Origin of the sequence: Aeromicrobium fastidiosum (assembly GCF_017876595.1) — a bacterium.
GTDB classification, from domain to species: Bacteria; Actinomycetota; Actinomycetes; order Propionibacteriales; family Nocardioidaceae; genus Aeromicrobium; species Aeromicrobium fastidiosum.
The window spans coordinates 1,678,988-1,701,599 of record NZ_JAGIOG010000001.1 but is presented as its reverse complement, the minus strand read 5'-3'; the positions used below and the strand labels follow the sequence as shown (position 1 = coordinate 1,701,599).

The window sequence follows — 22,612 nt, the reverse complement described above, 5'->3', positions numbered from 1 at the left end:
CGACCACCTCGAGAAGGCGGACGATCCGGCTCGAGTCGGATCGCCGTCGTGATCCCGACCCGTGCCCGAGCGCCGAGCAGGACGACGCAACTCCGGACTCTCCGCGCCTACTCCCCCTCGGGCAGAGGCGCGGGAACGTCCGAGCCTGCGGCCGGTGCCTGCGTCGCCGCAGGATCGGGCGTGGCTGCCGGTGCCGCGGGATCCGGCGTGACCGCGGGGTCCGGCGTCGGCGGGGGCGTCGTCTTGACGGGTGCGGGTCGCGCGTCGAGCGTGAACGAAGTCTTGCCGGGCTCTCCGCCGAGCGTGCCGATCTCGAGCGTGTACGTGCCGGGCGAGGCCCATGCCTGGTTGCTGGTGCAGTTGGAGCCCGATCCACGCCCCGTCCACTGCGCCGGCGCGAGCGTCGCCCACTGCGGCGTCAGCTGCACGGGGGTGGACAGCAGCGAGGTCTTGCACACCGTCGAGTCCCAGACGGGCGTGCCGTTGGCGGCGATGACCGCAATTGCGTCGGCGTCGTCCGGCTGCAGCGTGCAGGCGGTGGTCTGGGTCGTGCTGACCACCAGGTTGACGTCGATCACGCCCCTCGTCAGCTGTCCGGGTCGGACGCTCGGGGTGATGCGGACCTTCTCGGGGTCGCACTTGGCGGACGCGCCGACGAGCGCGACGTCGACCAGGCCGTCGACCGTGGTGCGCGGCTCGGGCGCGGCACTCGGCGAGGACGACGGTGACGGCTTGGCGGTCGTGGCCGACGGCTTGGGCGCTGCCTTGGGGGCGGGGTCGTCGTCCGATCCGGTCAGCTGCAGCACGCCCCAGACGATCGCGATGACCAAGGCCAGGAGCAGCATCCGTCGTCGCCAGTAGATCTCTGCTGGCAACCGGCGCTGACTCACGGTCACACGATAGGCGGCCGCGCGGGCGTGCGAAGATCGACGCGCCATGACGTCCCGCACCCCTCTGCCGCCAAGCCCCGCCGAGCTGGCGCGCCTGCACGAGGACGTCGTGACGTGGTTCGCATCGGCGGCCCGCGACCTTCCGTGGCGGCGGGGCGTGTCGCCGTGGGCGGTCATGGTCTCCGAGCTGATGCTGCAGCAGACGCCGGTGGCCCGGGTGATGCCGGTCTACGAGGCGTGGATGGACCGCTGGCCGACGCCCGCCGCACTCGCCGCGGACCCTCCAGGCGAGGCCGTCCGCGCGTGGGGTCGGCTGGGCTACCCCCGCCGGGCGCTGCGACTGCACGCGGCTGCCACCGCGATCGTCGCCGACCACGGCGGCCAGGTGCCGCGCGAGCGGGACGCGCTGCTGTCCCTGCCCGGGGTCGGCGACTACACCGCCGCGGCGATCATCTCGTTCGCCTTCAGCGGCCGGGCCGTCGTGATGGACACCAACATCCGCCGGGTCTTCGCGCGCGTCGTGTCGGGCGTCCAGTTCCCGGCCACGGCGGTCACGGCGGCGGAGCGCGAGCTGGCCACGGCCCTGGTGCCCGACCACGTTCCGCACGTGTGGGCCGCCGCGACGATGGAGCTCGGGGCGCTGGTCTGCACCGCACGATCGCCGCGATGCCAGGAGTGCCCCGTGGCCGAGCTGTGCGGCTGGCGAGCTGCCGGCTACCCCGCGCACGAGGGACCGGCACGTCGCGGGCAGTCGTGGGAGGGCACCGACCGTCAGTGCCGCGGGAGGCTCATGGCCGTGCTGCGGGACGCCGTCACGGCCGTGCCGAAGGCATCGCTCGACGTGGTGTGGCCAGATGTACAGCAGCGGGAGCGCTGCCTGGACACCCTCGTGGCCGATGGCCTGGTCGAGCCGGTCGACGCCGACTCGTTCGCGCTACCCGGCCACCGCTGAGGCGAGGTCGTCGACGACGGCCCGTGCGGACGCGTCGTCGTCGAGCGGGCCGTCGAGCAGCAACCCGTTGAAGGTCGCGTCGACGAGGGCCGCCAGCCGCGGGGCGGCGCTCTCCGCGGCACCCGAGGCCCGCAGGTGGCTCGCGATCGCGTCGAGCCAGACGACGTTGGACTCGCGCACCGACGTGGCATAGGGCTCGCGGCCGAACAGTCCCAGCGCCGCCGCCTCGACGTACATCCGCTGGCACCGCTGCAGCTGGCTGGAGGTGAAGACGTCCCACAAGGCGGTGATCGCCTCGGCGACGGAGGCTGCTGGTGGCGTCGACCTGATGACCTCGATCGACCGCTCGTTGGAGATGTCGAGCACGGCGTCGACGAGCTGCTCCTTCGACCCGAAGTGGTAGATCAGCATGCGGTCGCTCGTGCCGATGGCCGCGGCCAAGGGGCGCAGGCTCAGCCCGATCAGTCCGTGCTCGAATGCATGGTCGGTGGTCGCCTGTGCCAGCTCGTCGCGCTTGCCCATGCACCACAACGTAGCATCTGCTACATTCTTGTAGCACTCGCTACGTCTACGTCAGGACGATCCATGTTCATCGCCGCCGCCCTCCTGGCTGTCGCCATCGCCACCGAGGTGGTCGCGACGGCCGTCCTGCCCCGGGCCGAGGGATTCACCGATCCGGGATGGTCCGCCGTCGTCGTGGCGGGCTACGCCGTGTCGATCTGGCTGCTGACCCTCGTCGTCCGGGAGATCCCGGTGTCGGTCACCTACGCGATCTGGGCCGGTGCCGGCACCGCGGCCATCGCCGTCGTGGGCGTGATCTTCCTCGACGAGCCGGTCACGGTGCTCAAGATCGTGGCGATCTCGCTGATCATCGCCGGCGTCGTGCTGATCAACCTGCAGGGCTCGCACGCCTGACCCCCGGCCCGACGAAGCACCGCACCACGAAGCCCCCCGCCGCAGACGCGACGGGGGGCTTCGAACGGTCGGACCGGTGAGGTCACTCCCCGCTGGGAGCGCCCGCCTCGACGGCCGGGGGCACGTCGGGCATCTCGAGCTCGAGCTCGGCCTTGTTGCGACCCTCGAACGTGAAGACCGCCTCGGCACCCTCGCCCTCGACGCCGACCAGGACGATCTGTCCGGGGTGCAGCTCGCCGTAGAGCAGCTTCTCGGCCATGACGTCCTCGATCTCGCGCTGCACCGTGCGGCGCAACGGACGAGCACCCAGCACCGGGTCGAAGCCGCGCTTCGACAGCAGGTCCTTGGCGTCCATCGTGAGCTCGATGTTCATGTCCTTCTCGGCCAGACGCTTCTCGAGCGAGCCGATCATCATGTCGACCATCTGCAGGATCTCGTCCTGCGTCAACGGCGGGAAGACGATGATCTCGTCGACGCGGTTGAGGAACTCAGGCCGGAAGTGCTGCTTGAGCTCGATCGACACGCGCTCCTTCATCTTGTTGTACGAACCCGCGGTGTCGCCGGCCTGGCTGAAGCCCAGGTTGACGCCCTTGGAGATCTCGCGGGCACCGAGGTTGGTGGTCATGATGACGACGGCGTTCTTGAAGTTGACGACGCGTCCCTGACCATCGGTCAGGTGACCCTCCTCGAGCACCTGCAGCAACGAGTTGAAGATGTCGGGGTGCGCCTTCTCGATCTCGTCGAACAGCACGACCGAGAACGGCTTGCGGCGCACCTTCTCGGTGAGCTGGCCACCCTCCTCGTAGCCGACGTAGCCGGGAGGCGAGCCGAACAGGCGCGAGACGGTGTGCTTCTCGCTGTACTCCGACATGTCGAGCTGGATGAGCGAGTCCTCGTCGCCGAACAGGAAGTTGGCCAGCGCCTTGGACAGCCAGGTCTTGCCGACGCCCGAGGGCCCGGCGAAGATGAACGATCCGCCCGGACGCTTGGGGTCCTTCAGACCCGCACGCGTGCGCCGGATGGCCCGCGACAGGGCCTTGATGGCCTCGTCCTGACCGATCACGCGCTCGTGCAGCTCGGCCTCCATGTTGAGCAGACGGCTCGACTCGGCCTCGCTGAGCTGACCGACGGGGATGCCGGTCGCCTTGGCCAGCACCTCGGCGATGAGCTGCTCGTCGACGACCGCGACGGTGTCGAGGTCGCCGGACTTCCAGGCCTTCTCACGCTCGCTCTTGGCGTTGATGAGCTTCTTCTCCTCGTCGCGCAGCGAGGCGGCAGCCTCGAAGTCCTGCGCGTCGATGGCACCCTCCTTGCGGCGGCGCACGTCGGAGATCTGGTCGTCGAACTCCTTGAGCTCGGGCGGCGACGCCATGCGACGGATGCGCAGACGGGCACCGGCCTCGTCGATCAGGTCGATCGCCTTGTCGGGCAGGAACCGGTCGGAGACGTAACGGTCGGCCATCGTCGCCGCGGCCACGAGGGCCTCGTCGGTGATGGAGACACGGTGGTGCGCCTCGTAGCGGTCGCGCAGGCCCTTGAGGATCTCGACCGACTCGGCCACCGAGGGCTCGTCGACCAGGATCGGCTGGAAGCGACGGTTGAGCGCCGCGTCCTTCTCGAAGTGCTTGCGGTACTCGTCGAGCGTCGTGGCACCGACGGTCTGCAGCTCTCCACGCGCCAGCATCGGCTTGAGGATGCTGGCGGCGTCGATCGCGCCCTCGGCGGCACCCGCACCGACGAGGGTGTGGATCTCGTCGATGAACAAGATGATGTCGCCGCGGGTGCGGATCTCCTTGAGCACCTTCTTGAGGCGCTCCTCGAAGTCACCGCGGTAGCGCGAGCCGGCCACGAGCGCGCCGAGGTCGAGCGTGTAGATCTGCTTGTCCTTGAGCGTCTCGGGCACGTCGCCGCGGACGATGTCCTGCGCGAGGCTCTCGACGACCGCGGTCTTGCCGACGCCGGGCTCGCCGACGAGCACCGGGTTGTTCTTGGTGCGCCGCGACAGCGTCTGCATGACGCGCTCGGTCTCGTCGTCGCGACCGATCACGGGGTCGAGCTTGCCCTCGCGGGCGGCCTGCGTGAGGTTGCGACCGAACTGGTCGAGCACGGCGGACGTGCTGGGAGCGGACTCGCTCGGCGCACCGGCCGACTCGGCCTCCTTGCCCTGGAAGCCGCTGACCAGCTGGATGACCTGCTGGCGCACGCGGTTGAGGTCGGCTCCGAGCTTGACGAGCACCTGGGCGGCGACGCCCTCGCCCTCGCGGATCAGGCCGAGGAGGATGTGCTCGGTGCCGATGTAGCTGTGGCCGAGCTGCAGGGCCTCGCGGAGGCTGAGCTCGAGGACCTTCTTGGCCCGAGGAGTGAACGGGATGTGGCCACTGGGGGCCTGCTGGCCCTGGCCGATGATGTCCTCGACCTGGCCGCGGACGGCTTCCAACGAGATGTCGAGGCTCTCGAGCGCCTTCGCGGCGACGCCCTCGCCCTCGTGGATCAGGCCGAGGAGGATGTGCTCGGTGCCGATGTAGTTGTGGCTGAGCATGCGCGCCTCTTCTTGGGCGAGCACGACCACGCGACGAGCACGGTCGGTGAATCTTTCGAACATTCTTCCCCCTGGGGTGGAGTATCCGACCAGTTTAGTCGGCTCTGGAAATCCGCGCGCCGGATGCCCAGTTGCTTAACCCAACCGTCATGGGCGGCCCGGCGTTCCCTCGTTCGCCGTCGGCGTAACCCCTCCCGTCCGATCACGCCGCCAGCACCTGCCGCCCCGTGCGCCGTCCACCGCCTCGAGCCGTTTTCGGCGGTTTCCCAGGTGCACCCCGGAATCGTCCCGGAGGCTTCGCGAATTCCGGGGTGACACAGAAAACCATCACCTCACCCCGGTTTCATCAGGGGTGAAGCGACGGAATCCCAGGTGCACCCCGAAAACTTCCGGGGTGCACCTGGGAAATCGGCCCCAGGGGGCGCGCTACTCCGCGTCGAGGTCGGCCTCGACGAGCGCCGCTATGGTCTCGACGGCCGCGGCGTCGTCGGACTCCACGACGACCTCGGTGCCGGCACCGGCACCCAGCGTCATGATCATCAGCGCCGACCCGGCGTCGACCGGGTCGCCACCGACGAGGGCGAGCGTCACCGGGACGTCGAGTCCGGCGGCGGCCGCCGCGATGGTGCCGGCGGGGCGGGCGTGCAGTCCGACGGACGAGCCGACGGTCACGGTCTTGCTGGGCATGGGTGCTCCTTCAGTGGCGCGTGGTGGGTGTGGTCTCAGGGTGTCAGGCGTGGGCCGGCACCTTGGCGGTCTCGGCGTCGGCGACGACGTCGCCGGCTCCCCGACCGAGCTGCTTCAGCGCTGTGACGGACGCGGCGCTGATGATCGTGCCCACTGCGATCGCGACCAGGAACCACAGCACCTGGTCGACCGCGAAGAACACGAAGATGCCGCCGTGCGGAGCCGCGAGCGTCACGCCTGCGCCGGCCGAGATCGCACCGGCCACGCCGGAGCCCAGCATCATCGACGGGATGACGCGCAGCGGGTCGGCTGCCGCGAACGGGATCGCGCCCTCGGTGATGAACGCGGCCCCGAGCAGCCAGGCCGCCTTGCCGTTCTCGCGTTCCGAGGACGTGTACAGGCCCGGCCGCAGCGCGGTCGAGAGGGCCATCGCGAGCGGAGGCACCATGCCGCCGACCATCACGGCGGCCATGATCTTGACCTCGGTGCCGCCAGCGGCGATCGCCTGGGCCGTCAGGCCGGTCGTGGCGAAGACGTAGGCGGCCTTGTTGACCGGGCCGCCCATGTCGAAGGCCATCATCGCGCCGAGCAGCAGACCGAGCAGGACGATCGATCCGCCGGAGAGGCCGTTGAGCCAGTCGGTCAGGCCGTTCGTGATGTCGGCGATGGGCCGGCCGAGCACCAGCAGCATCAGCATGCCGGCGATGATCGTCGTGACGAGCGGGATGATGACGACGGGCATGAGTCCCGCCAGCCAGCGGGGTGCCTCGCGCTTGGCGATCTGGTGCGCGATGAGTCCGGCGATGATGCCGCCCACGATGCCGCCGAGGAAGCCGGCGCCGATCTGGTTGGCCAGGAAGCCCATCACGAAGCCCGGTGCGATGCCCGGACGGTCGGCGATCGCATAGGCGATGTAGCCGGCCAGCGCGGGCACGAGGAAGCCGAACGCCCACGAGCCGAGCAGGAACAGCAGGGCGCCGATGTAGGTCAGCAGGCTGCTGCCGAACAGGGCGTGGTCGCCCGCGGCGGGCAGGTTGCTCAGCGTGTTCTCGGAGAGGATCTTCGACGCCGGGTCGCCCGCGACGTCGTAGCCCGCGAGCAGGAAGCCCAGGGCGATGAGCAGTCCGCCGGCGGCCACGAACGGGATCATGTAGCTGACACCCGTCAGCAGCCACTGGCGCAGGCGCAGGCCCCAGCTGCCGCCCTCGGCACCGTGCTCCTCGGAGGTCGCGGCACCTCCCTCGACCCGGCGGGCACGGGGATCGGTGGAGGCCTTGACGGCCTCGGCGATCATCACCGACGGCTCGTTGATCGCGCGCTTGACGCCGCTGACGACGACGGGCTTGCCGGCGAAGCGCGCCTGGTCCTTGACGCCGACGTCGGTCGCGAAGATCACGGCGTCGGCCGCGGCGATCGTCTCGGGCGACAGCGGCTTGGCACCGGCCGAGCCCTGCGTCTCGACCTGCAGCTCGACGCCGTCGGTCTGCGCGGCCTGCTGGGTCAGCGAGTCGGCGGCCATGTAGGTGTGGGCGATGCCCGTGGGGCACGCGGTGACGGCCACGATGCGCGTCACGGTCGCGGACGACGTCGCGGCGGCGGGAGCGGCGGCAGCGGCCTCGGCAGCCGGCGCGGGCGACACGACCTCGTCGACCAGCGCGACGAGGGCAGCGGCGTCGGGGGCGGCGCGCAGGGCCGCGGTGAAGTCGGGGCGCACCAGCGCACGGGCCAGCGACGAGAGCAGCTTGAGGTGCTCCTGTCCGCCGCCGGCGGGGGCAGCGATGAGGAACACGAGGTCGGCGGGACCGTCCGATGCGCCGAAGTCGGCACCCGGCACGAGCCGGGCGAAGGCCAGCGTCGGCTCGGTGACGGCCTCGGAGCGGCAGTGCGGGATGGCGATACCACCGGGCAGGCCCGTGGCCGACTGCGTCTCGCGGGCGAGGGCGTCGGTGACGAGCTGTGCCGGGTCGGTCGCCCGGCCGGCGTCGGCGACCCGCTGAGCGAGAGCCGTGATGACGCTCGGCGCGTCGGCACCGAGGTCGGTGTCGAGGCTGACGAGGTCAGCCGTGATGAGTGATGACATGGCCATCCTTCTGTGAGAGGTGTGAGTGGAGCGAGAGCTGCTGGGGATGGACGGCGTCGAGCCGGGCCACGTCGGAGGGGGTCGGCGGCGTCGACCCCGCCAGCGCGGCGGCGGCGCTGCCGTGCCGGACCGCGACCGCCAGGCAGCCGGGCGCATCGTGCCCGTCGACCTCGGCGAGGAGGTATCCGGCGAGCGAGGAGTCGCCCGCGCCGACGGTGCTGACCGGGACGATCGGCGGCGATGCGGCGAACCACGAGCCGTCGGCGGTCGCGAGCACCGCGCCCGAGGCACCCAGCGTCAGGAGCACCGCTGCGGGCCCGTGCTCGCGGCGGACGCGCTGGGCCGTCGCGGCGGCGAGCTCGTGATCGGCCTCGATCGCGTCGGCGTCGCCTCCCACCAGGTCGACGACCTCGTGGGCGTTGGGCTTGACCAGGTCGGGCGCGTGGTCGGGCGAGCCGAGGGCGGCCAGGAGCGGCGCGCCGGAAGCGTCGACCGCGACCCGGGAGCCCTGCGCCCGCAGGGTGCGGGTCAGGCCGGCGTACCAGTCGTCGGGCACGCCGGGCGGCAGCGAGCCGGACAGGACGACCCAGGAGGCACCCTTCGACCCCGTGACGATCGCGGCCGTGAGTCGCTCGAGCTCGTCGGTCGACAGCTCTGCACCCGGGGCGTTGAGCTTGGTCGTGGTGCCGTCGGCCTCGGCCAGCGTCAGGTTGACGCGGACGCGGTGGGCGGTCGGCACGGCGAGGTGCGACAGCGCCGTCGCCTCGACCGCGGTCACGAAGGAGTCGTGGGCAGCGGCCGGGAACACCGCGACGACCTCGTGGCCCGCAGCGGCGATGACGCGGGCCACGTTGACACCCTTGCCGCCGGGCTGGTCGAGCGAGGCGTCGGTGCGGCCGACGGCTCCTCGCACGAGCGGGCCGTCGAGCGTCAGCAGGCGGTCGATCGCGGGGTTGGCGGTGACGGTGACGATCATGCGAGCACCACCTCGACGCCCGCCTCGCGGAGCCGCGCGACGCACTCGGTCGACGCGTCGCTGTCGGTGACGAGCACGTCGATCGCCGACAGCGCGGCGAAGGTGACGATGTAGTCGGTGTCGAGCTTGGAGGAGTCGGCCAGCACGACGGTGCGTGCGGCACGCGCGACGATGGCGCGCTTGACCGCGGCCTCGCCGAAGTCGACGGTCGTGAGCCCGCGCTCGATCGAGATGCCGTTGGTGCCGACGAAGGCCACGTCGACGCCGACCGTCTCGTAGGCGGCGACGGTGCCGGCGCCGATCGCGGCACCCGTGGCACCGCGCACGTGCCCGCCGATGACGTGGAGGTCGACCTGGCCGAGGCGGGCCAGCTGGGCGGCGGTCGCGACGCCGTGCGTGACGGCGGTCAGCGAGTGCTCGTCGGGGAGCGCGTCGACGAGGGCTGCGGTCGACGTGCCGGCGTCGATGATGACGCTGCCGTCGACGGCGGGCAGGAAGGCCAGGGCCGCGGCGGCGATGCGCTGCTTCTGCGGCGACTGGCGCGCCTCGCGCTCGAGCAGATCGAGCTCGACGGCCTGCACCGACGACCGGGCGACGGCACCGCCGTGCACGCGGCGGGCGATGCCGCGGCGCTCGAGGGCGGCCAGGTCGCGCCGCACGGTCTCGCCGGAGACGCCGAAGTCGCCGGCGGCGTCGAGCACGCTGACGCGTCCGTGCTGCTCGAGGCGCAGGGCCAGCGCTGCTCGTCGTTCTGCTGCGTACACGCGATCCCCTGTTCTGATCGTCGGACGGGACGACGGCGAGGTGCCCATCGATCCTCGTGTGGATTTGTGTGGTTTTTTGTTGATATCTGTTGTTCTACGCGGTAACGTCCCTCGAAGTCAAGGGGTTCGGTCAGATTTCCTCGCGTTCACGTAGCCTCGCTCACAGAACCCGGCCTCCAGGAACTCGCCTCGTAGGAGAGACACATGAGCAGCAGCGGAACACCGGTCGTCCCCGGCGTCGGCACCGGACCCGTCGTCGTGACGGCCGAGCGGGTCGAGGCCCCCACCGACGAGCCGCACGTCGATCGCGAGACGACCGTCGCCGCCGTCGCCGCCGCCAGCGAGGTCGTCGCCGACCGGCTGACCGCCCGCGCGGCCCACGCCTCCGGTGCCGCCGCCGAGGTGCTGCAGGCCACCGCCGCGATGGCCCGCGACCGGGGTCTGGCCACGTTCGTCGCCAAGCACGCCGACGCCTCGGGCCCGGCCACCGCCGTCACGGCCGCCGTCGCCGAGCTCGCCGCGATGTTCAGCGCCGCCGGGGGGCTGATGGCCGAGCGCGTCACCGACCTGCACGACGTCCGCGACCGGGTCGTCGCCGAGGTGCTCGGGCTGCCGGAGCCCGGCGTGCCCAGCCCCGACGTGCCGTCCGTGCTGTTCGCCGACGACCTGGCCCCGGCCGACACCGCGGGCCTCGACCCCGAGCGCATCGTCGCGATCGCGATCCGCCTCGGCGGTGCCACGAGCCACACCGCGATCATCGCCCGGCAGCTCGGCATCCCGTGTGTCGTGGGCGTGCGCGACCTGCCGATCGACGGATCGGCCGTCACGGCGCTGGTCGACGGCTCGACGGGCGAGATCGTGCTCGACCCCGATCCGGCCGACGCGTCAGCGCGAGCGCAGGCCGATGCCGAGCGGCGCGCGGCAGGGGCGGCGTGGACCGGCCCCGGCGCGACGAGCGACGGCCACGCAGTGCAGGTGCTCGCCAACGTGCAGGACGCCGCGGGCGCCGTCCGTGCCGCGGCCGAGCCGATCGAGGGCTTCGGCCTCTACCGCACCGAGCTGAGCTTCCTCGACCGCAGCTCCGAGCCGACGGTCGACGAGCAGACCGAGATCTACGCCGCCGTGCTCGACGCCGCGGGCACGCACAAGGTCGTCGTCCGCACGCTCGACGCCGGCTCCGACAAGCCGCTCGCCTTCGCCGACATGGGCACCGAGCCCAATCCGGCCCTCGGCGTCCGTGGGCTGCGCATCGCCACCGAGCGGCCCGAGCTGCTCGACCACCAGCTCGATGCGATCGCCGCTGCCGCTGCACGATCGGACGCCGACGTGTGGGTCATGGCCCCCATGGTGGCGGTCGTGTCGGAGGCCGCCGACGTCGCGCAGCGCATCCGCGAGCGGGGGCTCACGGCCGGCGTCATGATCGAGACGCCGTCGGCCGCGCTCCTCGCCGACCGCCTGCTGGAGCACGTCGACTTCGTGTCGATCGGCACCAACGACCTCAGCCAGTACACGTTCGCCGCCGACCGCATGGCGTCGTCCCTGAGCCACCTGACCGATCCGTGGCAGCCGGCGCTGCTGATGCTCGTCTCGTCGGTCGCTGCGGCGGGCGAACGCGCCGGCAAGCCGGTCGGGGTGTGTGGCGAGGCCGCCGCCGACCCGATGCTGGCCTGCGTGCTGGTCGGCCTCGGTGTCACGTCGCTGTCGTGCGCGGCGAGCGCCGTCCGCAGCGTCGGCGCGATGCTCGCGACCGTCACGCTCGAGCAGTGCCGCGAGGCCGCCGAGGCCGCGCTGGCCGCCGCCGACCCGGCTGCGGGACGCGACCGGGTGCGGGCGATCCTCGCCTGACCGCGTGCCCTACTGCGTGTGGGGGTCGCCCTCGACGACGTCGACGATCTCGACCGTGATGTCGCGCTCGGGGTCGAACGCCGGGTCGCGGCCCAGCAGCTCGTGCACGACCGACGCCGCCGCGGCACGCGCGTCCCGTCCTTCCTGCTGCAGATCGGCGCCGTAGACGCAGACGAGGCCGAGGTGGATGGCCGTGCACCGGTCGTCGGCGACCTCGATGTCGACGGAGTCGGCGGCCCGGGTCGGGGTGTCGACCGCCTCGCGCAGCCGCGGCGTCAGGACGCGTCCGGACACCCGCACGATCGAGCCGCGGTCTCCGCGCTCCGACGAGCCGACCTCGTCGAAGGTGATGACGACCGAGGCCGGCATCACCAGCGTGCGCACACGGCTCATGACCGCCTGGGAGACCTCGATCCACCCGGCATCGGGCTCGTCCCTGAGGGCACGCGTCGCCCGTTCGAGCGGGTCAGGTGTCTGCTCTACCGCCATTGCGCCATCCTCTCCGCCAGGTTCTTGCGGCCCCGGTGCAGCTGTCCCCTGACGCTGTCGGGCGTCATCGTCAGGGTAGTGGCGATCTCGTCATAGCTCATGTCCTCGACCTCGCGCAGCAGCCAGACCGCGCGCTGCTGATGGGGCAGCTCGGCCAGCGCCACCTGGAGCGCGGCGATCAGCTCCTTGTCCATGACGTCCTGCAGCGGGTCGCGGTGGGACGCCGGGGCGATGGCCGACAGGACGTCGTCGTCGATGGGGGTCGGACGGCGCTTGCGCTGCAGGTCTGCGGCGCGCCGTGACACGAGGCTGAACAGCCACGTGCGCAGCGACGAGCGGGCCTCGAAGGTCTCGATGTTCTTCCAGGCCGAGATGAACGCCTCCTGCACGACCTCGCCGGCATCGGCCTGGTGACCGCCCACCATCCGCAGGGCGAACCGGTACATGCCGGGACCGTGCTTCGTGATGATCTCGTCGAACGCCGTGCGATCGCCCAGCCGCACCCGGCGCACCAGCACGGTGTCCGGGACCGCGGCGTCCGGGGCCGACACGATGTCGTCCTGTGGTGAACCGTCGAGCACTCCCTCAGCGTGGAGGCCGCCGGCTGATCGCGCCATCCGAAACGACACCGGCTCGACGACCACCGCCGGGACCGTGACCCAGATCACCTCCTGACGGCGTGACGAACTGCCGGCTCGGGACGACCAACAGATGTTCGATCAACAGAAAGGCACAGGCACAGACATGGCTGACACACTCAAGGCGACCGCTCCCGCGAAGATCGCCGACTCCGGCTCCGCCTCCGCCGAGCTCGTCAAGGCCGCCCCCACCGGGCCGCTCGTGAGCGACCAGGGACGCACCTCGATCGCCGACGCCGTGGTCTCCAAGATCGCCGGCATCGCGACCCGCGAGGTCAGCGGCGTACACGACCTCGGCGGCAACACCGCCCGCGCCGTCGGCGCGATCCGTGACCGCATCCCCGGATCGCGCACCAACCTCAGCCAGGGCGTCAACGTCGAGGTCGGCGAGCGCCAGGCCGCCGTCGACGTCGACCTGATCGCCGAGTACGGCGTCTCGATCGCCGAGCTGGCGACGGGAGTGCGGCGCAACGTCATCGGTTCGGTCGAGCGCATGACGGGGCTCGAGGTGACCGAGGTCAACATCACGGTCCTCGACGTCCACCTCGAGGGCGACGAGACCGACGCCGACACCAGTGAGTCCCGTGTCGAGTGACACGACGCCCGACCGGGCCGAGGCCGTCGCATCGGCAGTGCTCGCCGTCCCCGGCGTCAACGCACTGCACGCCGGCGTCTTCGGCGAGGTCGCGACGTACCTGCCCGGACGACGGATCACCGGTGTCCGGCTGGGCGATGACGCCTGCGAGGTGCACGTCGTCCTCGACTGGGGGACGCCTGTCCTCCAGACCGCGGACGCCGTGCGGGTCGCCGTCGAGCCCCTGGTCGACGGCCCGGTCGACGTGACCGTCCAGGACATCGCCGCCCCCGACTCCGCCCCGTGACACCCGCGGACGACCGGGCCCGCCGGGCTGCCCGTCGCGCCGCGATCAAGCAGCACCACCCCGACCGCGGCGGCCGCGCCGAGGACCTCGACGCGGCCCTGCGGGCCCTGGAACGCACGACCGGCTCGCAGGACGTCTCCGGCGTCACACCCATCCAGCGCCGCGACCGCAGCGAATCGCCCGTGACACGGATGCTGCGCGCTGCGGTCGCACGAGCACGACGCCGCCTCCCGAGGTGGGTCCCCGGCTCCCGCCGCTACATCCAACTCTGACTCCCAAGGACCACAGCATGAAGCTCTCCACCATCGGCCTGTTCGTCGGCCTCCTGCTCGCGATCGCCATTGCGATCGGCGGGTTCAGCGCCTTCCTCGGTGCCCTCGTGATCGGTGCCGCAGGCCTCGCCATCGGCGCCCACCTCGACGGCGACATCGACCTCACCTCGATCGCGCGGGGCCGACGTGACTGACACCCAGACCTTCGCCCTCTCCGACCTGCCCGGCGCAGGCGCCGATCGGCCGGTCGACGAGCGCGGGACACTCGATGTCCGCGCCAAGGCGGTCGAGCACATCGTCGCCCAGGCCTCGCTGCAGGTGCCCGGGTGCGTCGCCCGGCCCGCAGGCGTGCAGCAGCTGGGCACCCGCAACCTGCCGTCGGCGACCGTCACCTTCCGCGGCGCGATCGCCGTCGCCGACCTGCACGCGGCCGCCACCTGGCCGTGCCGTGCTGAAGAGCTCGCGGCGACGATCCGTTCATCGGTCCGGGCCGAGGCCTCCCGCCTGTCGGGCACCGACATCGAGCGCGTCGACGTGACGCTGCACATCGTGTCGGCCGACGCGGCGCAGGGCGCCCAGCCGTCCTCGAGGAGGGTCTCGTGAGCACCACGATCGGCTCCCCCAAGGCACGCCCCGCGGCATCCAGTGTCTCCTTGGTCCTGGCGCTCGCGCTCGTCGGCATCGCCGTCGTCGCCGTGCGCGACCTCGCGGTCGACCGCGGCTGGGCCGACGGGACGACGTGGACGGGCGACCTCGTCGACCGTCTCGACGGCACGACAGCCGGAGTCCCCGCGGTCATCGTCGGCGTCGTCCTGGCCCTCGTCGGGCTGTGGCTGCTGCTGACCTCGGTACGTCCCGCGGCCCGCACCCACGAGACGACCTCCGGACCGTCCGACGTGTGGATCACCCGCAGCGCCGTGCGAGCCGTCGCCACCGGCGCGGCCGAGCACACCCCCGGCGTCGCGGCCGCCAGCTCGCGGCACCGTCGAGGGCGGGTCGTCGTGACCGTGCAGTCCGATCGACCCGGCGTCGCTGCCGAGGTCGAGGCCAACGTGCGCACCGCGCTCGACGGCCTCAGCACCCACGAGGTCGTCGTCCGCACTGAGGAGGTCAAGCATGACTCGTAGGCTCGCAACCATCGACCGGCTCGTGACGGCCCTCGTCGGCATCGCCCTGATCACCGGCGGTCTCGCCCTGCTGAACTGGCGGTACGACTGGATCGGGTCCTGGCCCGCCAGGCTCGACCTCGGCGGCGTCGACGACATGGAGTCGAGCACCTGGTGGCCGTGGGCCTTCGCCGCGGCCGGCGTCGTGATCGGCCTGGTCGGGCTCGCCTGGCTGCTGTCGCACGCCCCTCGTCGCGGCGAGCGGACCGTGCGCCTGTCCGAGGCGTCCGACCGCACGGGTGCCATCCGCATCGACCTGCACAGTGTCGCCCAGGCCGTCGCGGCCGACTTCGAGGCCCGCACCAGCACCACGCGGGTCAAGGGCACGGCTCGCCGCCACCGCGGCACCCACGTCATCGAGCTGCGCGGCCAGCTCGACCCCCACGCCACCGGAGACAGCATCGAGTCCGCTGCCGCCCGGTGCACCCAAGACGTCTCGGAAGCGTTTCCCGACGGCACCACGGTCTGCCGAGTCCTGCTCGGCCACGACCGTCGTCGGATCCGGCCCACCCGAGCGGGCACGCCTCGCGTGCACTGACAACACCCCAACCCACCACGAAGAAAGGCATCATCATGGGCATCGCAGACAAGGCCAAGAACGCCGCCGAGGACCTCGCCGGAAAGGCCAAGGAAGTCGTCGGAGACGTCACCAACAACGACGAGCTCAAGGCCGAGGGCAAGAAGGACCAGGCCAAGTCGTCCGTCAAGGACGCCGGCGAGAACATCAAGGACGCCTTCAAGAAGTAGTCCGCATCACGGGACGGGGACGGCTCGCGCCGTCCCCGTCGCACGTCCCACCACAGGGCACGTCTGCCCACAGAGAGAAGGAACCATGGCACACCCCAAGCGCAATCTCTTCACGGTCCTCGGCTGGGCCGTCTGGAAGCTCCTGGCGCTCGTCGGCATCCCGATGGCGCAGAAGAAGCTCGAGGAGCGCAGGACGCAGCGCCGCGGCCTCCGCGGCCGGCGCTGACGCACCCCGTCGCGGACGAGCGGGCTCCCGCGCCTGGAGGGTCCCTCGTCGGCGCACGCGCGGTGCGCGACACGTCACGCCGCTTTCCTAGCATGTCCTCAGGTTCTGCTCGTACTCTGGAAGTTCTGCCAACACCAGGAGCACGCCAGTGACCACGCCCGACATCGCGCCGAGCACCCCGCCGAAGCGCCGACGCGAGCCGTCGCGACGCCGCAAGATCGTGCGTCGCACGCTCGTCGGGCTCGGCGTGTTCGTCCTGGTGCTCGGCATCGGAGCGGCCGGGGCCATCTGGAAGCTGCAGGGCAACATCGACACCGCCAAGCTGGGCGACTCGGTCGTCAAGGACGACACCCCGAAGGGTGCCATGAACATCTTGTTCATCGGCTCCGACTCCCGCGACCTCGGCACCAACGAGTACGGAAAGGGCACCGGATCTCAGCGCAGCGATGCCCTGATGCTGGTGCACTTCTCGCGCGGCAACACCCGCATCGACGCTGTGCAGATCCCCCGTGACACCGTGCTCGACCTGCCCGCCTGCAAGAACACCGGCAGCGGGGCGTTCGCCGGCGGCACCAACCAGATGATCAACGCTGCTCTCGACGGCGGACCCGCGTGCTCCGTCAAGGCCGTCGAGACGATCAGCAACGTGCGCATCGACCACTTCGTCCAGCTCGACTTCGAGGGATTCGCCTCGATGGTCGACGCCCTCGGCGGCGTCAAGGTGTGCCTCGACGAGCCGCTCGTCGACCCCCTCGCCAAGCTCAAGCTGCCCGCCGGCGAGCAGAAGATCCCCGGCAAGGACGCGCTCGCCCTGGCCCGCACCCGCCACGCCGTCGGCGACGGCAGCGACATCGGCCGGCTCGGTCACCAGCAGGTCGTCATGTCGTCGATCATCGAGCAGGCCCGCAGCACCAGCGTGCTGACCCGGCCCGACAAGCTCTTCCGGTTCGTCAACGCGCTGACCAAGTCGATCACGGTCGACGAGGGCATCTCGTCGATCCCCGAGCTCACCAGCCTGGCCAAGCGCGCCCGCGCGGTGCCCGACTCCGGCATCACGTTCGTCACGATGCCCAACGGAGCCGCGCCCTTCGACGCCAACCGGGTCGTCAAGACCGATGACGCCGACACGATCTTCAAGGCCGTCGCGAAGGACCAGGAGATGCCGGTCGAGGGCGAGGACACGCCCGACAAGCCCGCGAGCGGCGGTACCGCGACCGAGGTCAGCAACCCCCGGTCGGCACCCGTCAAGGTGCTCAACGCGGCACAGACCTCGGGTCTCGGCACCTCGGCACAGGCGTCGCTGACCGCCCTCGGCTACACCGTGAACGGCGTCGCCACGGCCCAGAAGCCCGCCACCGCGACGCGCATCTTCGTCGACGGCACCCCCGAGGCCAAGGCCACCGCCGACCAGATCAACGCCGATTTCGGGTTCAAGGCCCAGATCATCGAGCAGACGTCGAAGATCACCGGCGTGTGGCTCATCATCGGCTCCGACCGCATCCAGGCCGGCACCGATCCGGTCAAGCCCGAGCCCGTCAAGGCCACGACCCGCAAGGCCAACGACTCGCTCTGCACCTGACCGGCGCATGCGGCCGCCGCACCGGGGTAACCCCCGGGCATGACCGAGACATCGCCCGAGCACCCGACCACGCCCGACACCCGCACGGATCCCGACGACCAGCCTCTCGAGCAGCCGTCGGGGCAGCCGTTCGAGCCCAGCGTCACCAACCCCGACGCCGACGGGACGGACGAGGAGGCGTCGTGAGCGGCGTGGGCCGGCTCCGGTCGATCGTGCTGGAGTGCAGCGAGCCCGAGCCGCTCGCGACGTTCTGGGCCGCGGTCCTCGACCGTCCGATCGTGCAGCGCGACGACGACTGGTGGTCGCTCGAGCGCCGCGGCGACGAGGCCCGCGTGTGCTTCCAGGTCGTCGCCGACCACGTCGCTCCCCCGTGGCCGGGCGGGCACGGCGAGCAGCAGGCGCACCTCGACGTCGAGGTGGACGACCTGGCCCAGGCTCGGGCGGTAGTGCTGGAGCTCGGCGCGCGACAGCTCGGCGACGTCGTGTCCGAGGAGGATGACGGCGACTGGCAGGTCTTCGCCGATCCGGCAGGCCATCCGTTCTGCCTGGTCACCTGAGCCACGTCCCACTTCCGCTGCGCCGCGACCGTCGGACAGGCACACTTGTGCAGTGAGTCCTCGGGAGATGGCCAACGGTGCCGACATGTTCAGCGCAGCGGCGCAGCGCGTCGTCGACTACCTCAACGCCCACACTCCCATCCCCGACTGGTCGGTCTCGCGGGTCGCGGCCGGTGAGCAGGTGCACCTGCACGTGCACGACCAGGGCCTGCTGAGCCTCGGCCGGCGCGTCCCGTGGGACGACACGTTCTGCATCCGGATGTCGAACGGCGCGTCGCGCATCGTGCTCGACGCCCAGGCCGACGCCGACTACGCGGACCACCCCGACGCACAGGTGGTCCGCGCCTACGTCGGGTTCCCGATCACCGACGACGAGGGCCACGCCTTCGGCACGCTGTGCGGCGTGGGCACCGAGCCCTTGGCCGGGATCGACGCGGTCGACGCCGACCTCGTCGCGTTGATGGGCGACCTGCTGTCGTCGCAGCTGGCGATGTCGCGCATCGCCGACCGTGAGCGACGTTCGGCCGAGATCGCGCTGGCGCTGTCCGAGACCGATGCGCTGACCGGCCTGGTCAACCGCCGGGGCTGGGACCTGCTGGTCGACGACGCCGAGGAGCGGGTCAGCGCCTACGGCGACCCCGTGGCCGTTGCGGTCATCGACCTCGACGGGCTCAAGCTCGTCAACGACGTCGAGGGCCACGCCGCCGGCGACGAGCTGCTGCGCCGAGCCGCCGAGGTGCTCACGGCCACCGCGGGTCACGGCGACCGGGTGGCCCGCTACGGCGGCGACGAGTTCGTGGTCCTGGCCAACAACCTGCCGATGAGCAGGCTCCAGCCACACTTCGACCGCTTCGTCACGGCACTCGCAGACGCCGGCATCCGTGCCTCGATGGGCTACGCGCCGACAGCGGCCGGTGTGGTCAGCGTCGCCGAGGCCTTCACCCGCGCCGATGCCGAGATGTACGTCAGCAAGCTCGACGGCCGCGCCAGCTAGAGCATCCGTCACCGGGTGCGGTGGATGTCTCGGCGGCGGCCCACTGCCAGCACGAGCACCACGAGGACTCGGTCGCGGATCTCGTAGACGACGCGGTAGTCGCCCGTGCGAACCCGCCACTCGCCGGCGCGAGCTCTACGCCGGGCAGCATGTCGGCCGGGCGGTACGGTGTCGGGCATGTCAGCCGTCCGCAACCCGTGGCTCGCGGCGTTCGGCGTCGTCGCGCTCGTCCACCTGACGCTCAACGCGGCAGGTGCGCAGCCGTGGGACAGCATCAGCAAGTGCCTGCTAGCACCCCTCCTGGCTGCGTGGGCCGTGCAGCAGCATGCGCCTCGACTGCTCGTCGCGGCATTGGCGCTGTGCTTCCTGGGCGACCTGTTCCTCGAGCTCGACGACCTGTTCATCGTGGGCATGGCGGCCTTCGCAGGCGCCCACATCGCGTTCATCACGCTGTTCGTGCAGCGCGGGGCCCTCACCCGACTGCGGGCCAGACCCGCCATCGTGATCGTCTACGTCGTGATCGCGATCGGCATGGTCGCGTGGTGCTGGGGTGGCCTCGAGCCCGACCTCAAGCCGGCGATCCCGGTCTACGCGGCGCTGCTGGTCGGCACGGCGTGCGTGTCGCTGGCTGCCGGCACCCGCGCTGGCCTGGGCGGTGCCCTGTTCTTGGTCTCCGACGGCATCATCGCCCTGTCCGAGGCGGGCCGCATCGACCCCGACGCCACGGCGACGGGCCTGGCCATCATGGCCCTGTACATCGCGGCCGTCTTCCTGCTGGCCACGGGCATCGTCAGCCACGAGCACCCCGCGGACCCCTCCGGCCTCCCGCGCAAGGCTTCGCGTCGGACGTAGGGTGAGCAGGTGCCGGGGAACGACAAGACGTACCGCTTCGTCATCTGGGTCTTCGGCCACCTGTTCCGCCTGATGGGCTACAGGTTCGACGTCCGCGGGGTCGAGCACCTCCCCACATCAGGACGGGCCGTGGTCGCCGGCAACCACATCGGCTTCCTCGACTTCACGTTCATCGGCTACGTGGCCCGCGTTCGCGGCCGGCGGATCCGCTTCATGGCCAAGACCTCGGTGTTCGAGCTGCCGGTCGTCGGACGGCTGATGCGCGCGATGCACCACGTGCCGGTCGACCGGTCGCGCGGGGCCAGCGCGTACCGCCGGGGGCTCGCCCTGCTCGACGCCGACCAGGTGGTCGGGGTGTTCCCCGAGGCCACGATCAGCCGGTCGTGGTTGCTCAAGCCGTTCAAGCGCGGAGCCGCAGGTCTGGCCCTGCAGCGGGGTGCCCCCCTGGTGCCGGTCGTCGTGTGGGGCGGACACCGCATCTACACCGTCGACGGTCACCGGTCGCTGCGTCGTCGCGTGCCCATCACGATCGTGGTCGGCGAGCCGTTGCAGGCCGAGCCGGGCGAGACGGTCGACGGTCTCACCGAGCGCCTCCACGCCAGCATGGGGTTGTTGCTGGCCGAGGCGATCGACACCTACCCGGAGTCGCCTCGCGACGACGCCGACCGCTGGTGGCTGCCGCACGACCGCGGCGGCTCGGCACCCGATGTCGAGACGGCGGCAGTGCTCGACCGCGAGGCCGTCGCCCGCATCGGCGAGACCTTCGAATGACCCCGCGTGGATGACCCCACGCATGACGCAGGAGACCTCATGACCTTCGACTCGACCACCCCCGTGACAGTCGGCGACCTGACGTTCGACGCCCGGTTCGCCGGACCGCAGGACGGCGATCCCGTCCTGCTGCTGCACGGATTTCCGGAGACCTCGCTGTCGTGGACGCAGGTGGCCCCACGCCTGGCCGATGCCGGCCTGCGGGTCGTGGCGTTCGACCAGCGGGGCTACTCCCCCGGCGCTCGGCCCCAGGGGGTCGATTCGTACGCGACCGAGCTGCTGGCCGGCGACGTGTTCGGCGTCGCCGACGCACTGGGCATCGACACGTTCCACCTCGTGGGCCACGACTGGGGATCGGCGGTCGCCTGGCTGGCGGCCGGTACCCGTCCGGAGCGGGTCAGGTCGCTCACCGCGGTGTCGGTGCCCCACCTGACGGCCTACAACGACGCCCTCCGCAACGATCCGGAGCAGGCCGAGAAGGCCTCGTACATCTCGGTGTTCCGGCAGCCCGGCGTCGCCGAGGACCTGCTGCTCGCCGACGGGGCCCGGCGCCTGACGGCGATCTACGGCGACGCCGTGCCGACCGCCCTCGCCGTCCGCTACGTCGCGCACCTGGGTGAGCCCGGAGCGCTGACCGCCGCGCTGAGCTGGTACCGCGCGATGGGGGCCGGACTGGGGTCGGTGCCGCGCACGGCCGTGCCGACGACGTTCGTGTGGGGCGCGCTCGACCAGGCCATCGGCCGGGTGCCGGCCGAGGCGTGCGGAGACTTCGTCGACGCCGACTACCGGTTCGTCGAGCTGGCCGACATCGGCCACTGGGTGCCCGAACAGGCTCCCGACGCACTGGCCGACGCCGTGTTGGAGCGCGTCAGGCGGTGACGAGGGGCTCGGCACCGAGCCGGGCCAGCGGCCAGCCCATCGGGTCGTCGAGGGTGCGCCCGACGCGCCGGGCGTACTGGTTCCAGTCGTCGGCGCGGTCGGCGAACCACGCCCGCTGGCGCTCCATGAGGTCGTCGAGCGTCCCCGCGGCGACCAGGGGGTGACGCAGACCGATCTCGCGGGCGATCGATCGGGCCGCTCGCGCATCGGCCGTCGCATCGTGGGCGTCGGTCAGCGCGACGCCGTAGTAGGCCGCGACGTCGGACAGCCTGCGCGGTCCGAGCCCGCCGCGCTCGATGCCCCAGTCGATGACGAAGGGATCGACGACCAGCAGCCGCTGCCAGTCGGGCTGGCGGACGCCCCACCGGGCCGCCTCGGCCCGCACCATCGTCAGGTCGTACGCCGCGTTGTAGACCACGAGCCCCACGCCCCGCTCGATGAGGTCGTCGAGCCACTGCACGATGAGTCCCACCGCCTCGACGGGCTGCGGGGCACCGGCCAGGGCCTCGGCGGTGAGCCCGTTGACGGCCGAGGCCGCCTCGGGGATGTCGACGCCGGCGTCGACCAGCCCGCACACGTCGACGCTGCGGTCGCCCAGCAGCGCGAAGCTGAGGATGCGGTCGGCGAGCGGATCGGTGCCCGTGGTCTCGAGATCGAGGGAGGCCATCGGCGCGACATGCCAACCGTCATGGTCGCCCTGCGGCGGCGGGGTGGGCGAGCAGCCGAGACAGATCGTGCGCCAGCTGCCGGGCAGACCGATCAGACGTCCTGCGGCGATCGCGACCGCGACACCGCACAGGGCGCACGCACCTGCGTACTTGTTGGCTCTCATCTGTGCTCCTGCCCTCTGTGCTCCTGCCATCCGCGCTTCTGCCGCCCGGGTGGACTCCTGCCACGCTAGCCGCGGGCACGG

At 71.5% G+C, this 22,612-nt stretch carries 30 protein-coding genes; 19 read left to right on the top strand and 11 right to left on the bottom strand.

Features of this window, described 5'->3' with window-relative positions; all coding sequences use genetic code 11:
• Positions 1–107: 107 nt before the first annotated feature.
• The gene (locus JOF40_RS08450; RefSeq protein WP_188111891.1) at positions 108–890 is read right to left on the bottom strand and encodes a hypothetical protein; all 783 of its coding nucleotides are present in this window, start codon (positions 888–890) and stop codon (positions 108–110) included.
• 46 nt (positions 891–936) lie between these two features.
• On the opposite strand from JOF40_RS08450, the gene JOF40_RS08445 reads away from it, so the two are divergent.
• Positions 937–1,842, top strand: a complete 906-nt coding sequence (locus JOF40_RS08445; RefSeq protein ID WP_129185463.1) for an iron-sulfur binding domain-containing protein — start codon at positions 937–939, stop codon at positions 1,840–1,842.
• Here JOF40_RS08445 and JOF40_RS08440 read toward each other — a convergent pair.
• Positions 1,825–2,364, bottom strand: coding sequence for a TetR/AcrR family transcriptional regulator (locus JOF40_RS08440; protein ID WP_129185462.1), 540 nt, complete (start codon positions 2,362–2,364; stop codon positions 1,825–1,827). The genes JOF40_RS08445 and JOF40_RS08440 overlap by 18 nt on opposite strands.
• Positions 2,365–2,427: 63 nt before the next feature.
• Here JOF40_RS08440 and JOF40_RS08435 point away from each other — a divergent pair, with 63 nt between their 5' ends.
• Positions 2,428–2,757 carry a DMT family transporter gene (locus JOF40_RS08435; RefSeq protein ID WP_129185461.1) on the top strand — a complete coding sequence of 110 codons (330 nt, stop codon included), beginning with the start codon at positions 2,428–2,430 and terminating at the stop codon, positions 2,755–2,757.
• 82 nt (positions 2,758–2,839) lie between these two features.
• On the opposite strand, the gene JOF40_RS08430 is transcribed toward JOF40_RS08435, so the two are convergent.
• The 5 genes from JOF40_RS08430 to JOF40_RS08410 all read right to left on the bottom strand — a co-directional run bounded on the left by JOF40_RS08430 (position 2,840) and on the right by JOF40_RS08410 (position 9,803).
• Positions 2,840–5,359 carry an ATP-dependent Clp protease ATP-binding subunit gene (locus JOF40_RS08430; protein ID WP_129185460.1) on the bottom strand — a complete coding sequence of 840 codons (2,520 nt, stop codon included), beginning with the start codon at positions 5,357–5,359 and terminating at the stop codon, positions 2,840–2,842.
• Between the two features lie 363 nt (positions 5,360–5,722).
• Positions 5,723–5,983 carry an HPr family phosphocarrier protein gene (locus JOF40_RS08425; protein ID WP_129185459.1) on the bottom strand — a complete coding sequence of 87 codons (261 nt, stop codon included), beginning with the start codon at positions 5,981–5,983 and terminating at the stop codon, positions 5,723–5,725.
• A gap of 43 nt (positions 5,984–6,026) precedes the next feature.
• Positions 6,027–8,063 (bottom strand): PTS fructose transporter subunit IIABC, encoded by a 2,037-nt coding sequence (locus tag JOF40_RS08420; protein WP_209674463.1) that lies wholly within the window; start codon positions 8,061–8,063, stop codon positions 6,027–6,029.
• The gene (locus JOF40_RS08415; protein WP_129185457.1) at positions 8,041–9,039 is read right to left on the bottom strand and encodes a 1-phosphofructokinase family hexose kinase; all 999 of its coding nucleotides are present in this window, start codon (positions 9,037–9,039) and stop codon (positions 8,041–8,043) included. Before JOF40_RS08415 ends, JOF40_RS08420 begins: the two co-directional genes overlap by 23 nt.
• Positions 9,036–9,803 carry a DeoR/GlpR family DNA-binding transcription regulator gene (locus JOF40_RS08410; RefSeq protein WP_129185456.1) on the bottom strand — a complete coding sequence of 256 codons (768 nt, stop codon included), beginning with the start codon at positions 9,801–9,803 and terminating at the stop codon, positions 9,036–9,038. The genes JOF40_RS08415 and JOF40_RS08410 overlap by 4 nt, the downstream gene beginning before the upstream one ends.
• Before the next feature lie 204 nt (positions 9,804–10,007).
• On the opposite strand from JOF40_RS08410, the gene ptsP reads away from it, so the two are divergent.
• Positions 10,008–11,648 (top strand): phosphoenolpyruvate--protein phosphotransferase, encoded by a 1,641-nt coding sequence (gene ptsP / locus JOF40_RS08405; protein ID WP_129185455.1) that lies wholly within the window; start codon positions 10,008–10,010, stop codon positions 11,646–11,648.
• Between the two features lie 9 nt (positions 11,649–11,657).
• Here ptsP and JOF40_RS08400 read toward each other — a convergent pair whose 3' ends face one another.
• Together JOF40_RS08400 and JOF40_RS08395 are read right to left on the bottom strand one after the other, a co-directional pair.
• Positions 11,658–12,137 carry a hypothetical protein gene (locus JOF40_RS08400; RefSeq protein ID WP_129185454.1) on the bottom strand — a complete coding sequence of 160 codons (480 nt, stop codon included), beginning with the start codon at positions 12,135–12,137 and terminating at the stop codon, positions 11,658–11,660.
• The gene (locus tag JOF40_RS08395; protein WP_246152925.1) at positions 12,128–12,688 is read right to left on the bottom strand and encodes an RNA polymerase sigma factor; all 561 of its coding nucleotides are present in this window, start codon (positions 12,686–12,688) and stop codon (positions 12,128–12,130) included. Before JOF40_RS08395 ends, JOF40_RS08400 begins: the two co-directional genes overlap by 10 nt.
• 193 nt (positions 12,689–12,881) lie before the next feature.
• On the opposite strand from JOF40_RS08395, the gene JOF40_RS08390 reads away from it, so the two are divergent.
• The 13 genes from JOF40_RS08390 to JOF40_RS20235 all read left to right on the top strand — a co-directional run bounded on the left by JOF40_RS08390 (position 12,882) and on the right by JOF40_RS20235 (position 19,197).
• Entirely contained in the window at positions 12,882–13,370 is a 489-nt protein-coding gene (locus JOF40_RS08390; protein ID WP_129185453.1) for an Asp23/Gls24 family envelope stress response protein, read from the top strand.
• On the top strand, positions 13,360–13,656 hold the full coding sequence (locus JOF40_RS08385; protein ID WP_188111892.1) for an Asp23/Gls24 family envelope stress response protein: 297 nt from the start codon (positions 13,360–13,362) through the stop codon (positions 13,654–13,656). Before JOF40_RS08390 ends, JOF40_RS08385 begins: the two co-directional genes overlap by 11 nt.
• Positions 13,653–13,928: a hypothetical protein gene (locus tag JOF40_RS08380; RefSeq protein ID WP_129185451.1), complete on the top strand. Its 276-nt coding sequence runs from the start codon at positions 13,653–13,655 to the stop codon at positions 13,926–13,928. Before JOF40_RS08385 ends, JOF40_RS08380 begins: the two co-directional genes overlap by 4 nt.
• 17 nt (positions 13,929–13,945) lie before the next feature.
• Positions 13,946–14,122: a hypothetical protein gene (locus JOF40_RS08375; RefSeq protein ID WP_188111893.1), complete on the top strand. Its 177-nt coding sequence runs from the start codon at positions 13,946–13,948 to the stop codon at positions 14,120–14,122.
• Positions 14,115–14,531: an Asp23/Gls24 family envelope stress response protein gene (locus JOF40_RS08370; RefSeq protein WP_129185450.1), complete on the top strand. Its 417-nt coding sequence runs from the start codon at positions 14,115–14,117 to the stop codon at positions 14,529–14,531. Before JOF40_RS08375 ends, JOF40_RS08370 begins: the two co-directional genes overlap by 8 nt.
• The gene (locus tag JOF40_RS08365; RefSeq protein WP_129185449.1) at positions 14,528–15,055 is read left to right on the top strand and encodes a DUF6286 domain-containing protein; all 528 of its coding nucleotides are present in this window, start codon (positions 14,528–14,530) and stop codon (positions 15,053–15,055) included. Before JOF40_RS08370 ends, JOF40_RS08365 begins: the two co-directional genes overlap by 4 nt.
• Positions 15,045–15,632 (top strand): Asp23/Gls24 family envelope stress response protein, encoded by a 588-nt coding sequence (locus JOF40_RS08360; RefSeq protein ID WP_129185448.1) that lies wholly within the window; start codon positions 15,045–15,047, stop codon positions 15,630–15,632. The genes JOF40_RS08365 and JOF40_RS08360 overlap by 11 nt, the downstream gene beginning before the upstream one ends.
• Before the next feature lie 35 nt (positions 15,633–15,667).
• Positions 15,668–15,841: a CsbD family protein gene (locus tag JOF40_RS08355; RefSeq protein WP_129185447.1), complete on the top strand. Its 174-nt coding sequence runs from the start codon at positions 15,668–15,670 to the stop codon at positions 15,839–15,841.
• Between the two features lie 85 nt (positions 15,842–15,926).
• Positions 15,927–16,067: a hypothetical protein gene (locus tag JOF40_RS08350; RefSeq protein ID WP_188111894.1), complete on the top strand. Its 141-nt coding sequence runs from the start codon at positions 15,927–15,929 to the stop codon at positions 16,065–16,067.
• Between the two features lie 148 nt (positions 16,068–16,215).
• On the top strand, positions 16,216–17,646 hold the full coding sequence (locus JOF40_RS08345; protein WP_129185446.1) for an LCP family protein: 1,431 nt from the start codon (positions 16,216–16,218) through the stop codon (positions 17,644–17,646).
• Between the two features lie 39 nt (positions 17,647–17,685).
• The gene (locus JOF40_RS08340) at positions 17,686–17,832 is read left to right on the top strand and encodes a hypothetical protein (RefSeq protein ID WP_188111895.1); all 147 of its coding nucleotides are present in this window, start codon (positions 17,686–17,688) and stop codon (positions 17,830–17,832) included.
• Positions 17,829–18,203, top strand: a complete 375-nt coding sequence (locus tag JOF40_RS08335; protein WP_246152927.1) for a VOC family protein — start codon at positions 17,829–17,831, stop codon at positions 18,201–18,203. Before JOF40_RS08340 ends, JOF40_RS08335 begins: the two co-directional genes overlap by 4 nt.
• A 52-nt stretch (positions 18,204–18,255) precedes the next feature.
• Positions 18,256–19,197, top strand: a complete 942-nt coding sequence (locus JOF40_RS20235) for a GGDEF domain-containing protein (protein ID WP_281286533.1) — start codon at positions 18,256–18,258, stop codon at positions 19,195–19,197.
• A gap of 8 nt (positions 19,198–19,205) precedes the next feature.
• On the opposite strand, the gene JOF40_RS19675 is transcribed toward JOF40_RS20235, so the two are convergent.
• Positions 19,206–19,376 (bottom strand): type II toxin-antitoxin system RelE family toxin, encoded by a 171-nt coding sequence (locus JOF40_RS19675; RefSeq protein WP_129185444.1) that lies wholly within the window; start codon positions 19,374–19,376, stop codon positions 19,206–19,208.
• Between JOF40_RS19675 and JOF40_RS08320 the strand changes: the two genes are divergently transcribed.
• From JOF40_RS08320 to JOF40_RS08310, 3 genes are read left to right on the top strand one after another with little or no spacing between them, the layout of a single operon-like run.
• A complete protein-coding gene (locus tag JOF40_RS08320) occupies positions 19,375–20,049 on the top strand; it encodes a lysoplasmalogenase family protein (protein ID WP_129185443.1) in 675 nt (224 codons plus the stop codon). The genes JOF40_RS19675 and JOF40_RS08320 overlap by 2 nt on opposite strands.
• A gap of 9 nt (positions 20,050–20,058) precedes the next feature.
• Positions 20,059–20,820 (top strand): lysophospholipid acyltransferase family protein, encoded by a 762-nt coding sequence (locus JOF40_RS08315; protein ID WP_246152935.1) that lies wholly within the window; start codon positions 20,059–20,061, stop codon positions 20,818–20,820.
• Positions 20,821–20,859: 39 nt separating this feature from the next.
• Positions 20,860–21,699, top strand: a complete 840-nt coding sequence (locus JOF40_RS08310) for an alpha/beta fold hydrolase (protein WP_129185442.1) — start codon at positions 20,860–20,862, stop codon at positions 21,697–21,699.
• Here JOF40_RS08310 and JOF40_RS08305 read toward each other — a convergent pair.
• Positions 21,689–22,531, bottom strand: a complete 843-nt coding sequence (locus JOF40_RS08305; RefSeq protein WP_188111896.1) for an exonuclease domain-containing protein — start codon at positions 22,529–22,531, stop codon at positions 21,689–21,691. The two genes, JOF40_RS08310 and JOF40_RS08305, sit on opposite strands and share 11 nt — an antisense overlap.
• Positions 22,532–22,612: the final 81 nt, after the last annotated feature.